We start from the raw sequence: 13,564 nt of genomic DNA on the forward strand, positions 1-13,564 counted from the left end.
CGTTTTTCCTTTGATGCTGACTTCTTATTATCTGTTACCCTATCAATACCATGTTTTGTAAAGCCGTCAACTTTTATGTACGAAAATATTGAAAATTGTATTTATTTATAAACGAATCAACCGTGAATTATTTGTTCACTAGCAATTAAGAGGCTTCAATGGCGTTAGAACAGTACACACCACCACGTGAACCGTGGATTGATATTGTTTATCAAGATGACGATATTCTTGTGGTGAACAAGCCTGCAGGCCTGCTTTCTGTTCCGGGTAGGTTACCTGAGCATTACGACAGTATGTGGAGTCGCTTGGTTGTCGAATTTCCAGAGATTCAAGTCGTGCATCGATTAGACATGTCGACATCGGGCTTGATGTTGTTAGCTAAACATAAGCAGGCTGAGCGGCATTTGAAGAAGCAGTTCCAATATCGACTGACACATAAGCTCTATTACGCACGAGTGTGGGGGGCAGTAGAAGAAAAAGAAGGGCTTATTGATCTGCCACTCATCTGTGATTGGCCGAATCGCCCTAGGCAGAAAGTGTGTTTTGATGATGGCAAGCCATCACAGACTCGTTATATGGTAGAGCAAGAAGAGACTCAAACCACTTTGTTGAAGTTACTGCCGATTACCGGTCGCTCTCATCAGTTGCGTGTGCATTGTATGGAAATAGGGACGCCCATTGTTGGCGACGAGTTTTATGCAACGCCAGATGCATTTATCTATGGCGAGAGGTTAGCTCTGCACGCGTGTGAACTCAGTTTTTATCACCCGGCCAATGATCAGTTATTCAAAGCCTTTGTTCCGTGTGAGTTTTATCCTCAAGCATCGCCACAAATCGAACAGCACTTTGAAATTGTGCCTGAGCTTCCAGACTACAGTAAGCTAAAAGCTTAGAATGGACTGATTCATAGATCTAACCAAGGAAGAAGAATGCCAACGCTGAAAGTTGTGTTTCTCGATAGAGCGACTATCCCATCTCAAATTCATTTAAAGCCTCTGAGCTTTGAGCATGAATGGGTAGAGTATGATTTCACAGCTCCTGAGCAAGTATCAGAGCGAGTTGAAGAAGCTGATGTGGTGATCACTAACAAGGTAGTGCTCAATGAGTCGAATCTCGCTGGTGCGAAAAAACTCAAGTTGATCGCGGTTTCAGCGACCGGTGTCAATAATGTCGATGTGGAATACTGCAAATCTAAAAACATTGCAGTGACAAACGTACAAGGTTATGCGACTCAATCGGTTCCTGAACATGTCATCGCAATGCTGTTTGCACTTAAACGAAACCTTGTTGGTTATCACAAAGATATTGAGGCAGGTGAGTGGCAAAAGGACAAGCAGTTCTGCTTCTTTACTCATCCGATTCAAGATGTGGCTGGCAGCACACTGGGGTTGATGGGGAGTGGCAGCTTAGGTCAAGCCACCGCAATGTTAGCCAAAGCGATTGGTATGAAGGTGATGTTTGCCGAGCGAAAAGGAGCAGAGTCTTGTCGAGAAGGGTATCTACCTTTTGATACGGTATTGAAGCAAGCGGATGCGATCAGTCTACATTGCCCATTGACTGACGCGACCCAAAATCTGATTTCAGAGCGAGAGCTCACAATGATGAAATCGAGCGCGGTATTAATTAATGCCGGGCGCGGAGGTCTAGTAGATGAACAAGCCCTAGTTGAGGCTTTGAAAAAACATGAGATTGCAGGCGCTGGTATGGATGTGTTTACACAAGAGCCAGCCGACAACTCAAATCCACTATTGGCTAATAGCCACTTACCGAACTTATTACTCACTCCACATGTGGCGTGGGGCAGCGACAGCTCGATTCAAAAACTGTCTGATATCTTAATCGATAATATTGATGGGTTTGTTGAGGGTAATCCGCAGAACTTAGTGAGTTGATTAAAGAATTAAATTGCGTGAACGCAAAACAAAAAAGGTTGGCCTGTAGGCCAACCTTTTTAGATTGTGTGTCGATTAAATGACTTAACCTTGCGGTTTAACCACCAATACATTGATTGGTGAGTTCTGTACTACTTTGCTTGCAACCGAGCCAAGTACCACTTTGTCGATTTTTGAACGCTTATGGCTAGGCATCACGATAAGGTCGGCGCCAAGCTTTTCTGCGTAATCAAGAATCGTCGCGTAGGTTTTACCCTCAGCAACATGAACTTTGTAAACCACTTCATCGTCGATGTGTTTGTCGGCAAACTCTTTCAGCTGATTTTTAACATCAAGCTTCATTTGGTTCGCTGCATCTTTCGGGAAGTAAGACGCCACCATCGACATGTGAATGCCTGGTAGTACGTTCAGAATGTGGATTTCAGCATTGCTGTGTTTTGCGTGCCATACCGCCAGTTCGACTGCCTTATCAGAAAAGCCTTTGTCATTAAGATCAACAGGAACAAGGATTTGTTTATACATGTATTCGTCTCTTTTTAATCAGCGCTAAGCTTTCACTTAGCACTGTAATTATCCTTTCCATGTAATAAAGCCAAATAGCGCTAAGCACTACTCAGCCTTATCCATTACGCGCTAATCTCATCCTTACGAGCACGTCTTCTTTGGTTCATCGCTAAACCAATCAAAATGATCAGAGCTGGTAAGAATACCCACTCTTTCATTGGTCGATCTGCATCTTGGATAACGGATTTGATTTCCCAATCGAAATCAATACCAGCCGCTTCTGCTGGGCTACCGAACTCAACCATATCAACAATCATCTTGCCTTCTGATTCAGTCAGCATTAGACCCATAGAGGCAATACGATCTTCACTTGAGGTCGCAGAATCTTCAAACGGTAGGCGAACTGTCTTTTCAGAATAGTCACCTTCTAAGTTTTCGCCACCCACTCTAAGTTCAAGTGATTGTCCCACATCCAGCTTTTCTGTGATTTGAGCAATCTCAACTCCAGGCGAAAGAACTTTCTCTGGGTAAATCATGTCCCACCAGAAGCCAGGGCGGAAGAAAGTGAAGGTTAATGCAATAAGCAGCACCGTTTCCCACCACTTGTTCTTGGTGAACCACCAACCTTGTGTTGCAGCTGCGAAGATAAGTACCGCAGTCACAGATGAGAAAATCGTTAGTGCTAAGTGCCACCAAGAATCAATGCCCATCAGTAGTAGTTGAGTATTGAAGATGAACATGAAAGGTAGAATTGCGGTACGGATATCATAGGTGAAGCCTTGGATACCAGTACGAATCGGATCTGATTTCGCAATTGCCGCTGCTGCAAACGCCGCGAGACCTACCGGAGGTGTATCATCCGCAAGAATACCGAAGTAGAACACGAATAAGTGAACCGCAATCAATGGAATGATCAAGCCGTGCGCAGCGCCTAGGGTCACGATTACCGGAGCCATCAGCGTTGATACAACGATGTAGTTCGCCGTTGTTGGCAAGCCCATACCTAAGATCAAGCTGATTACTGCAGTGAATAGCAACATAAGAATGATGCTACCGCCTGAGATAAACTCAACGAAGTCCGTCATTACTAGACCGATACCCGTTAGAGTCACCACGCCTACAACCGTACCTGCAGCCGCTGTCGCGACACCGATACCAATCATGTTACGTGCGCCTGAAACCAAGCTCTCTGCGAGATCAACGAAGCCAGCTTTAGTTTGCTCTGCAAGATCGTCTGATTTGTTCATCAGAGTCATTAACGGACGCTGAGTGATCAGAATGAAGATCATGAACACGGTCGCCCAGAATGCCGACAGACCTGGAGAGAAACGTTCAACTGTTAAACACCAAACAAGCACCACGATAGGCAATAGGAAGTGCAGGCCAGACTTAATTGTTGGACCTGGATCCGGAACTTCTTTGAGATCCGCATCGATTTCCATGCCGCCTTCAGATGCGTATTTTGCTGATACACGAACCAGAGCGACATAAGCGACTAATAGAGCCACCGTTACGATTGGTGTTGCAGCATCGCCAAAGACATCTTTCGTCCAACCGACACCGTAGTAAACTGCGGCACTGATAACACACAGACCTAAAATGGTACCGGTGAAAGACAGTAGGCTTTGTACGATGGTTGGCGTGTGACGACGAGGTAGGCCAGTCATACCTGCTTTACATGCTTCTAGATGAACAATGTAAATCAGAGCGATGTAAGAGATCAGAGCGGGCAGTAGCGCGGCTTTGATTACTTCTACATACGAGATGCCCACATACTCAACCATCAAGAAGGCTGCTGCACCCATGATAGGTGGTGTTAATTGACCATTGGTTGAAGCCGCGACTTCTACTGCGCCTGCTTTAGTACCCGGGAAACCAACACGCTTCATTAGCGGGATAGTAAAGGTACCCGTGGTTACCACATTCGCGATAGATGAACCTGATACCAAACCAGACAGACCTGATGCGACAACGGCTGCTTTCGCTGGGCCGCCTTTCATGTGACCAAGCAGTGAGAATGCAACTTTAATAAAGTAAGCACCGGCGCCAGCACGTTCTAGCATTGCACCAAACAGTACAAACAAGAATACGAATGACGTTGATACGCCAAGTGCCACACCGAATACACCTTCAGTTGTTAGCCACAGATGCGACATTGCCTTGTTCAGGCTCGCACCTTTGTGGGCAATAACGTCCGGCATGTGAGGGCCGCCAAAGGTATAAAGTAGGAATACTGCTGCCACAACCATAAGAGGTGGACCCAAAGCGCGTCGTGTTGCTTCAAGCAGTAAAACCATACCGAATACAGCCGCAACAATATCGAATGTTGTTGGTGCGCCCGATCGCTCAGCGAGTTCAGTATAGAAAATATAGATATAAGAAGCTGAAAAGCTACCTACAAGCGCTAATATCCAATCGACTGCGGGGATGCGATCCCTAGGCGAATTCTTCATGGCTGGATAAGCGGTAAAGGCTAGGAAAATAGCAAACGTAAGGTGAATTGCTCGAGCTTCAGTGTCGTTTAAAATTGCGAAGTTAAAAATGAACGGCAGCGGAGATGCATACCAAAGTTGGAACAGTGACCAACATAGAGGCACAAACCATAAAATACGGCCTTGGATACCACGAGGGCTACGCGCACCAGTATCTGATTGTGCCACCATTTCTTGCACATCTGGAGACGGTGATGTTGTCTGCGTCATGTACTTTATCCTTATTATTGATGGTCTGCCTTTTCTTACGAACAACCAAACGTTATTTATTTCCTATCTAGTGTAGTGAATGGATAGGGAAATGCGTTTTTTGTTCGTCTTTGTCTTAGGCTTGATACGAAGGTAAGTCCTCCAAATTGGAGAAACTTAAAGGGCTGTTCTTTTCACTTAAATTATTTTTATAAAACGTGAAAAGCCAATAAGGAGGGCTAGCCTCCTTATTGGTGTAGTAGGCTTAAAGTAGAGTTACTTTAGAAGGCCCACTTCTTTGTAGTATTTTGCTGCGCCTGGGTGAAGAGGGATAGAGATACCCGCTTTAACCATGTCTTCTTTTTTCAGGTTAGCAAATGCTGGGTGTAGGCGTTTGAAAGTGTCAAAGTTTTCAAATACTGCCTTAGCAACGTTGTATGCAACTTCTTCAGAAACGTCTGAAGTTGTTACCATAGTAGCTGCAACACCGAAGCTGTTTACGTCAGCGTCAGTACCACGGTACATACCAGCAGGAACTGTGCTGTAAGCGTAGTATGGGTTTTCAGCTACGATCTTGTCGATCTGTGGACCTGTTGCTGAAACCAGTTTTGCATCACAAGACGTTGTTGCTTCTTTGATTGATCCGTTCGGGTGACCAACCATGTAGATGAATGCATCAATCTTGTTATCACAAAGTGCTTGTGAACGCTCAGAACCTTTAAGTTCAGAAGCAAGCTTGAAGCTGTCGTTAGTCCAGCCCATAGCGTCCATTACAACACCCATCGTTGCACGGTCACCAGAACCTGGGTTACCAATGTTTACACGCTTACCTGCTAGGTCAGACACATTGTTGATGCCAGCATCAGTACGAGCGATGATGTTGAACGGTTCTGTATGTAGAGAGAACATCGCGCGAAGTTTCTTGTATTCGCCCTGATCTTTGAACTTACTTGTACCGTTGTAGCCGTGGTATTGCCAGTCCGATTGAACAACACCGAAATCTAGTTCACCAGCACGGATGGTGTTAACGTTGTAGATTGAACCACCAGTAGACTCTACAGAACAACGAATGTTGTGGTCTTTGCGGCCCTTGTTCACTAGCTTACAAATCGCACCACCAGTTGGGTAGTAAACACCCGTAACTGAACCAGTACCAATCGTGATGAACTCTTGAGCGTTAACAGCGCCAGCGCCCATTACAGCAGCTGCAATAGCACCAACTTTAATAAGTTTGGTAAATGCCATGAATTTCCCTTCCTTTATTCATTATTAACCCTGAAACAAGTGTAGTTGCTTCAGGAGTTTCCTATTTGGAAACGGCACCTTTTTCAATCCATGTGATGAAAAAGTGGCTGAATAATATCAAAAATTGGCAGAAAATTACTCGAATGTTAAAAGATATAGCTAAAAAATCTAACAAATGATGTCTTGATCTCGTGTTTGATTTGCTACTGAGTTTTTAAAATCAATGGTTTAGTGTGATTTTGGAAGGGAGGTATGGATATTCTAGGATGTGATTTGGATCACGAAGCAAATAGATACTCGTGATCCATTAATAAGGCTGATAGTTATGAAACAGCGATCAATTATCCTGCGTATTCAAACAGTTCACACACTGAATCAAACAGTTGCTTAGTGGTAACCGATAACGTTGGGGTAATGAAGATAGTATCATCACCTGCGACTACGCCCAGTATACCTTCCGACTTACCTAGTGAGTCTAATAAACGAGCAATCAGCTGCGCCGCACCAGGACCTGTGTGTATCACCACCAATGCATTGTTGTGGTCAATATCTAGTACTAATTCTCGTAAAGAGCTAGAAACGGTCGGAACACCTAGCTCAGCAGGAAGACAGTAAACCATCTCCATTTTTGCGTTACGAGTTCGAACGGCACCAAACTTGGTTAACATACGCGAGACTTTAGACTGGTTGATGCTTTCAAAACCTTCGTGTTTTAGGGCATCCACAATTTCGCCTTGTGAGCCAAAACGTTCTTCTTTTAGTAAGGCTTTAAATGCACGAACTAAGTTGTCTTGCTTTTCTGTATTGCGCATATGTCATTCTTATTCATTAACAAAGATGTTTGCATATTCTCGCATACATATTCAATTTTAGCCAAAACATCCCTGTAATTTGTTAGTCATATCACTGTAAATATTTAATAGAATAATGTGTTATTTGCGACGACTTATTTTGTTATTTCAGTCGATTATCGCCATAATGCGAACTTGCTGTGTAGCACGGTTTTATTGACTTGCGCGAAGTCGCAAAGCTAGCGTTAATTGATTGTAATCACTTTGTGATTAATATAGTTTTTTAACTTAGATTTAGCTCAAGAATTACCCTACAAAGAATCTATAAGAGAAAGCTCTCAAGGAGAATAACAATGAAAGTAGCTGTTATTGGTGCCGCTGGTGGCATCGGTCAAGCCCTAGCCCTACTACTTAAGAACCGCCTACCTGCTGGTTCAGATCTTGCACTTTACGACATCGCTCCGGTAACACCGGGTGTTGCTGCCGATCTTAGCCATATCCCAACGCCTGTTTCGATCAAAGGTTACGCGGGTGAAGATCCAACACCAGCACTAGAAGGTGCGGATGTTGTACTTATTTCAGCGGGTGTTGCTCGTAAGCCTGGTATGGATCGTGCGGATCTTTTCAATGTGAACGCTGGCATTGTTAAGTCTCTTGCAGAGAAAATCGCAGTTACTTGTCCGACTGCTTGTGTTGGTATCATTACTAACCCAGTAAACACAACAGTGCCAATCGCGGCTGAAGTACTGAAGAAAGCGGGCGTTTACGACAAGCGTCGTCTATTCGGTATTACGACTCTTGATGTGATTCGTTCTGAAACGTTCGTTGCTGAACTAAAAGACAAAGATCCAGGCGACATCCGTGTTCCTGTTATCGGTGGTCACTCAGGCGTAACGATTCTTCCTCTACTTTCTCAAGTTGAAGGCGTAGAGTTCACTGATGAAGAAATTGCAGCGCTAACGACTCGCATCCAAAATGCAGGTACTGAAGTAGTAGAAGCTAAAGCTGGCGGCGGCAGTGCGACACTGTCTATGGGTCAAGCGGCTTGTCGTTTCGGTCTTGCACTAGTTAAAGCACTTCAAGGTGAAGAAAACGTGATTGAATGTGCATACGTTGAAGGTGAAGGCGAGCACGCTCCATTCTTCGCACAGCCAGTTAAACTAGGCAAAGAGGGCGCTGAAGCGATCCTTAGCTACGGTGAGCTAAGTGACTTCGAACGTAACGCTTTAGATAGCATGCTTGAAACGCTAAATGGTGACATCGAGATTGGTGTTGAATTCGCTAAATAAGCGAAACGCTATTTAACTCAGACTTAAGCTAATTAATAAGGGCCGGTCATTATGATCGGCTTTTTTGATCCTGAAGTTCAAGCTACTCGTATTTAGCTTTACAATTAATGTGAAGGTAAATGTTATGGCTACTGTTCAGAAGGGTATGAATGTCGAATATTTGGGGCACTTAGGAAAAGTATTGGTAATTGATGAGCAAGAGCAGTACGCGCTAGTAGAGACTTACAACGGGCAAGAGCAGTACGCGGTGCCAATGGAAGAGCTTGAAGAGATTGAAGCACAACTGCCGTTATCATTAGAAGCCAGTCGATATTGAATTTGGCTCACCTACAAATATTTGTTGAAAACCAAAAAAAAGAGCCCTGAGGCTCTTTTTGTTATTTATATAGAAGCTAGAAGCGAGTTGTCTATTAACCTGCTTACTTACTGCGTTTAACAGCTAAGTGTGCGAGCGTGGTTAGCGCTTGCTTATATTCTGAGTCAGGAAGTACAGAAAGCTCAGCGATGGCTTTATCGGCCTCTTCGTAGGCTTTATTTGTTGTGTACTCTAAAGAGCCTGTCTCTTTCATTACAGCCATAATATCGTCAAGACGTTCCATGCCGTTCGCTTTCTCAATCGCTTCACGAATCATGCTTGCTTGTTCAGGAGAGCTATTATGCATTGCGTAAAGCAGAGGCAGTGTTGGTTTGCCTTCGGCTAGATCGTCGCCAACGTTTTTACCCATCTCTTTACCATCTGCAGTGTAATCCATCACATCGTCTATCAGCTGGAATGCGGTGCCTAGGTATTTACCATAGTTCTGCATTGCTGTTTCGATCTCTGGTGATGACTCAGTAAGAATCGCGCCGATTTGGGTCGCAGCTTCGAACAAGCGAGCGGTCTTAGAGTAGATCACCTGCATGTAGCTTTCTTCTGTGGTGTCTGGGTTATTGCAGTTCATTAATTGTTGAACTTCACCCTCCGCAATCACGTTTACCGCTTCACTCATTAGCTCGAGGATCTTTAAGGATCCTAGCGTTGTCATCATTTGGAATGAGCGTGTGTAGATAAAGTCACCCACCAAAACGCTAGCTGCATTACCAAAAGCGGCATTGGCCGTCGCTTTACCACGTCTCATGTCCGATTCGTCGACAACATCGTCGTGAAGCAGGGTTGCGGTGTGAATAAACTCGATAAAGGCTGCAGAGGTGATATGAGCTTCACCTTGGTAACCAAGTGCGCGGGCAGATAAAAGAGCTAGCAAAGGGCGTAGGCGCTTTCCACCACCGCTAACGATATAAAAACCAAGCTGGTTGATTAAACTTACGTCAGAATTAAGTTGGGCTTGAATTGTTTCATTCACTTTTGCCATATCATTGGCAGTAAGCGTTTGGATAGCTTTAAAATCCATTGTTCATCCGGCTGAAGTTAGACCCTGTAAGGCTTATACGTTGTATTCAATTGTTGAATAATACACTAAAAAACGTTGATTAATACATCGCTAAAGGGCATGATTGCCGCACTTTTCTTTGGCGAACAGGTTTTCGCCAATTTTTTAAAAATATGGCTTGTCATAGCGCCATGATTCCCGTAGAATCTGCGCCCTATTGATTAGTTTAGCGCACACCCGAGTTGTACAATTAACAACCATAGGCTGTGCGGAAAAAGCGGAGTAAAATATGTACGCTGTTTTCCAATCTGGTGGCAAACAACACCGAGTAAGCGAAGGTCAAACACTTCGTTTAGAGAAATTAGACGTTGAAACTGGTGCAACTGTTGAATTTGATAAAGTTCTTCTTGTTGCTAACGGCGAAGAAATCGCTGTTGGTGCACCTCTTGTTGAAGGTGGCAAGGTTACTGCAGAAGTAGTACAACACGGTCGTGGCGATAAAGTAAAAATCGTTAAGTTCCGTCGTCGTAAGCACTCGCGTAAGCAAGCTGGTCACCGTCAGTGGTTCACTGAAGTGAAAATCACTGGCATTAACGCTTAAGTATTAGGAGAGTTTAACAATGGCACATAAAAAAGCTGGCGGTTCTACTAATAACGGCCGCGATTCAGAAAGCAAACGTCTTGGTGTTAAGCGTTTTGGTGGTGAATCTGTTCTTGCAGGTAACATCATCGTTCGTCAACGTGGTACTAAGTTCCACGCTGGCACAAACGTTGGCATCGGTAAAGACCACACTCTTTTCGCTCTTACTGAAGGTAAAGTGAAATTTGCTGTTAAAGGTCCTAAAAACCGTAAGTTTGTAAGCATCGAAGCTGAGTAATTTAATCTTTAATTAGATTATTTTATTAGCTTTCAAGCTGAATTCAAAAGCCCTGCCGATTCGGCAGGGTTTTTTATTTATAGCAAGAATAAAAAAGCAGACGCTCTTGTTTTGGTTTTGAGAAGCCGTTTTATTTTTTGATAAACAGTTTGGTTTTTAAGAAGCCGTTTGTTTTAAAAGAAATAGAAAGCAAAGAACCTCTCCTTATTTGTTCCTTGGTTGCAGGTCGGCCTAGATCTTAGGTGATCGATCTAAACACGGATCTGCTAGAATTTATATCACTCCTTGATGAGTGGTGACGCAACGTAAGTGCGGAGTTAAAAAATGAAATTCGTTGATGAAGCGGTAGTAAAAATAGAAGCCGGTGATGGCGGTAATGGTACAGTTAGCTTTTGGCGCGAAAAATTCGTCGCTAAAGGTGGTCCTGACGGCGGTGATGGCGGTGACGGTGGTGATGTTTACATCCAAGCGGATGAGAACTTAAACACGCTGATCGATTATCGTTTCCAACGTTTTTACAACGCAGAGCGTGGTGAGAACGGTCGCGGTGGTAACTGTACTGGTAAACGTGGTAAAGACATTACACTGAAAGTGCCTGTAGGTACTCGTGCGGTTGATATCCACACCAACGAAATCGTTGCTGAAGTTGCTGAACACGGCAAGAAAGTAATGGTTGGTAAAGGTGGTTGGCACGGTCTTGGTAACACGCGTTTTAAATCGTCTGTTAACCGTGCCCCTCGTCAAAAGACAATGGGTACTAAAGGCGAAGTTCGTGAACTGCGTTTAGAGCTTCTTCTATTAGCTGACGTTGGTATGCTTGGCCTACCAAACGCAGGTAAATCTACTTTTATTCGTTCAGTATCTGCTGCGAAACCAAAAGTGGCTGATTACCCGTTCACTACCTTGATCCCAAGCTTGGGTGTGGTAAGTGTTGTTCCTGAAAAGAGCTTCGTTGTTGCCGATATCCCAGGTCTAATCGAAGGCGCAGCTGATGGCGCTGGCCTTGGTATCCGATTCCTTAAGCACCTTGAGCGTTGTCGTGTTCTTCTGCATATGATCGACATTATGCCGATCGATCAATCTGATCCTATTCAGAATGCACTAACGATCATCGATGAGCTTGAGCAATACAGTGAAAAAGTTTCACAAAAACCTCGCTGGTTAGTGTTCAATAAAGTTGACCTAATGCCAGAAGACGAAGCAGACGAAAAGATTCAAGAAATCATCGATGCTTTGGGCTGGGAAGGCGAGTACTTCAAGATCTCTGCTGTGAATAAAATCGGCACCAAAGATCTTTGCTTCAAACTAGGTGAGTTTATGGAAAACCTACCTCGTGAAGTTGTAGAAGTTGAAGAAGAAGAAAAAGTAGACTTTATGTGGGATGACTACCATAAAGATGCGATGAGCGGTAAGAATGTCGTTACTGAAGATGACGACGATTGGGACGATTGGGATGACGAAGAGGATGACGGCCATGTTATCTATGTTCGTGACTAATCCTCTTAGTTTCTCATAACGCATCGGTCGCTTCTTACAAGTACACTGATAGTTTTATTAAACCGCAATGAAAATTGCGGTTTTTTTGTATCTAAATCATGACGTCTTACTGTTTTTTATGCAAAATTTATCTTTAGATAATTAACGCCTATGGGAAGGAAATCATGGCATCAAAGCAAAGAGCGATCTCAAGACTCGTCGCTCAATCAGGACAAATGTTATTGGCGCACGGGGCAGAGAGCACACTGGTCGGCGATATCATGCGTCGCATCGGTATTGCTTGTGGGGTGAATGAGGTTGAAGTCGCACTGTCAGCCAATGCGCTTGTTGTAACTACCGTAATGGATGATCACTGTATTACCACTACTCGAAGTTGTGCTGATCGTGGCATTAACATGCAGGTTATCACCGACATTCAACGCATTTGCATCATGATGGAGAAGGGAATTCTCGATTATGATTTGGCGTATAAAAAGATTCAAAACATCAGCCCCGAGCGCTACAACCGTTGGTTAGTGGTTGTGATGATAGGGTTGTCGTGCGCCTCTTTTAGCCACCTTGCGGGCGGAGACTGGCAAGTCTTCATGATGACTTTTATTGCTTCAGCTTGCGGTATGATCGTCAGGCAAGAGATTGGGCACCGCCATTTCAATCCGCTATTAAACTTTGCTATCACAGCATTCGTTACCACGACCATTTCAGCTCAAGCCGTACTTTACAATATTGGCGGCCAACCCACGATCGTGATGGCTTCATCTGTATTAATGTTAGTACCTGGTTTTCCTCTGATTAACTCCGTCGCTGATATGCTTAAAGGCCATATTAATATGGGGTTAGCGCGCTTTACCATGGCCAGCTTATTAACTCTGGCGACGAGCTTGGGCATTGTCGCGGCGATGAGTCTATCAGATGTTTGGGGGTGGGCAAGCTAATGAGTATTTTCGAACTGTTTTTAGGTCTGCTCAACGATATGTTTTTCGCCGCTATTCCTGCGGTTGGGTTTGCATTGGTGTTTAACGTTCCGCAACGTGCTTTAATTTATTGTGCACTCGGTGGTTCTATCGGTCATGGTAGCCGGTATCTGATGATGCACTTTGGTATTCCAATCGAATGGGCGACGTTCTTCGCCGCAACCGTGGTTGGTATGATAGGGGTTCATTGGTCACATAAACTGTTAGCACATCCGAAGGTGTTTACGGTTGCAGCTCTAATTCCTATGGTGCCAGGTGTGTTCGCCTTCAAGGCGATGATTGCGATGGTGGAGATTAACAGGGCAGGCTACACGCCTGAGTTGTTGGCAATGTTGATGGAGAACTTTTTAAAATCGATGTTCATTATCGCAGGGTTGGCGGTTGGCTTAGCTGTGCCAGGGCTGTTATTCTATCGCCGTAGACCTATCGTTTAGCGTTAATTTTCT

14 protein-coding genes are annotated in these 13,564 nt (G+C 44.2%); 9 read left to right on the plus strand and 5 right to left on the minus strand.

Going from position 1 to position 13,564, the window contains the following annotated elements; genetic code table 11:
• Window positions 1–158: 158 nt before the first annotated feature.
• Together AB6E52_RS08025 and AB6E52_RS08030 are read left to right on the plus strand one after the other, a co-directional pair.
• On the plus strand, window positions 159–893 hold the full coding sequence (locus AB6E52_RS08025) for a pseudouridine synthase (protein WP_102321210.1): 735 nt from the start codon (window positions 159–161) through the stop codon (window positions 891–893).
• Window positions 894–929: 36 nt separating this feature from the next.
• Window positions 930–1,892, plus strand: a complete 963-nt coding sequence (locus tag AB6E52_RS08030; RefSeq protein ID WP_102321209.1) for a D-2-hydroxyacid dehydrogenase — start codon at window positions 930–932, stop codon at window positions 1,890–1,892.
• A gap of 84 nt (window positions 1,893–1,976) precedes the next feature.
• On the opposite strand, the gene AB6E52_RS08035 is transcribed toward AB6E52_RS08030, so the two are convergent.
• From AB6E52_RS08035 to argR, 4 genes are all read right to left on the minus strand, one after another.
• Window positions 1,977–2,414 carry a universal stress protein gene (locus AB6E52_RS08035; protein ID WP_004740830.1) on the minus strand — a complete coding sequence of 146 codons (438 nt, stop codon included), beginning with the start codon at window positions 2,412–2,414 and terminating at the stop codon, window positions 1,977–1,979.
• Window positions 2,415–2,518: 104 nt separating this feature from the next.
• Window positions 2,519–5,098 carry a TRAP transporter permease gene (locus AB6E52_RS08040; RefSeq protein WP_065584689.1) on the minus strand — a complete coding sequence of 860 codons (2,580 nt, stop codon included), beginning with the start codon at window positions 5,096–5,098 and terminating at the stop codon, window positions 2,519–2,521.
• A 255-nt stretch (window positions 5,099–5,353) separates the two neighbouring features.
• A complete protein-coding gene (locus AB6E52_RS08045) occupies window positions 5,354–6,322 on the minus strand; it encodes a TAXI family TRAP transporter solute-binding subunit (protein WP_017061374.1) in 969 nt (322 codons plus the stop codon).
• A 341-nt stretch (window positions 6,323–6,663) separates the two neighbouring features.
• The gene (gene argR, locus AB6E52_RS08050) at window positions 6,664–7,134 is read right to left on the minus strand and encodes a transcriptional regulator ArgR (RefSeq protein ID WP_004740827.1); all 471 of its coding nucleotides are present in this window, start codon (window positions 7,132–7,134) and stop codon (window positions 6,664–6,666) included.
• Between the two features lie 332 nt (window positions 7,135–7,466).
• Between argR and mdh the strand changes: the two genes are divergently transcribed.
• Both mdh and AB6E52_RS08060 read left to right on the plus strand, forming a co-directional pair.
• Window positions 7,467–8,402: a malate dehydrogenase gene (mdh, locus tag AB6E52_RS08055; RefSeq protein WP_009847834.1), complete on the plus strand. Its 936-nt coding sequence runs from the start codon at window positions 7,467–7,469 to the stop codon at window positions 8,400–8,402.
• A 124-nt stretch (window positions 8,403–8,526) separates the two neighbouring features.
• Entirely contained in the window at window positions 8,527–8,718 is a 192-nt protein-coding gene (locus AB6E52_RS08060; RefSeq protein WP_017068805.1) for a hypothetical protein, read from the plus strand.
• 103 nt (window positions 8,719–8,821) lie between these two features.
• Here AB6E52_RS08060 and ispB read toward each other — a convergent pair whose 3' ends face one another.
• The gene (gene ispB / locus AB6E52_RS08065; RefSeq protein ID WP_102321208.1) at window positions 8,822–9,793 is read right to left on the minus strand and encodes an octaprenyl diphosphate synthase; all 972 of its coding nucleotides are present in this window, start codon (window positions 9,791–9,793) and stop codon (window positions 8,822–8,824) included.
• Window positions 9,794–10,061: 268 nt separating this feature from the next.
• Between ispB and rplU the strand changes: the two genes are divergently transcribed.
• From rplU to AB6E52_RS08090, 5 genes are all read left to right on the plus strand, one after another.
• Complete coding sequence (rplU, locus tag AB6E52_RS08070) at window positions 10,062–10,373, plus strand: 50S ribosomal protein L21 (RefSeq protein ID WP_004740823.1); 312 nt, start codon at window positions 10,062–10,064, stop codon at window positions 10,371–10,373.
• Window positions 10,374–10,392: 19 nt separating this feature from the next.
• Window positions 10,393–10,650 (plus strand): 50S ribosomal protein L27, encoded by a 258-nt coding sequence (gene rpmA / locus AB6E52_RS08075; RefSeq protein WP_004735905.1) that lies wholly within the window; start codon window positions 10,393–10,395, stop codon window positions 10,648–10,650.
• Window positions 10,651–10,974: 324 nt separating this feature from the next.
• Window positions 10,975–12,147 carry an Obg family GTPase CgtA gene (gene cgtA, locus AB6E52_RS08080; RefSeq protein WP_017061377.1) on the plus strand — a complete coding sequence of 391 codons (1,173 nt, stop codon included), beginning with the start codon at window positions 10,975–10,977 and terminating at the stop codon, window positions 12,145–12,147.
• A gap of 164 nt (window positions 12,148–12,311) precedes the next feature.
• Complete coding sequence (locus AB6E52_RS08085) at window positions 12,312–13,079, plus strand: threonine/serine exporter ThrE family protein (protein ID WP_017061378.1); 768 nt, start codon at window positions 12,312–12,314, stop codon at window positions 13,077–13,079.
• The gene (locus AB6E52_RS08090) at window positions 13,079–13,552 is read left to right on the plus strand and encodes a threonine/serine exporter family protein (protein WP_017062945.1); all 474 of its coding nucleotides are present in this window, start codon (window positions 13,079–13,081) and stop codon (window positions 13,550–13,552) included. Before AB6E52_RS08085 ends, AB6E52_RS08090 begins: the two co-directional genes overlap by 1 nt.
• Window positions 13,553–13,564: the final 12 nt, after the last annotated feature.

It is taken from the genome of Vibrio sp. 10N.247.311.13 (genome assembly GCF_041467595.1).
GTDB classification, from domain to species: domain Bacteria; phylum Pseudomonadota; class Gammaproteobacteria; order Enterobacterales; family Vibrionaceae; genus Vibrio; species Vibrio crassostreae_C.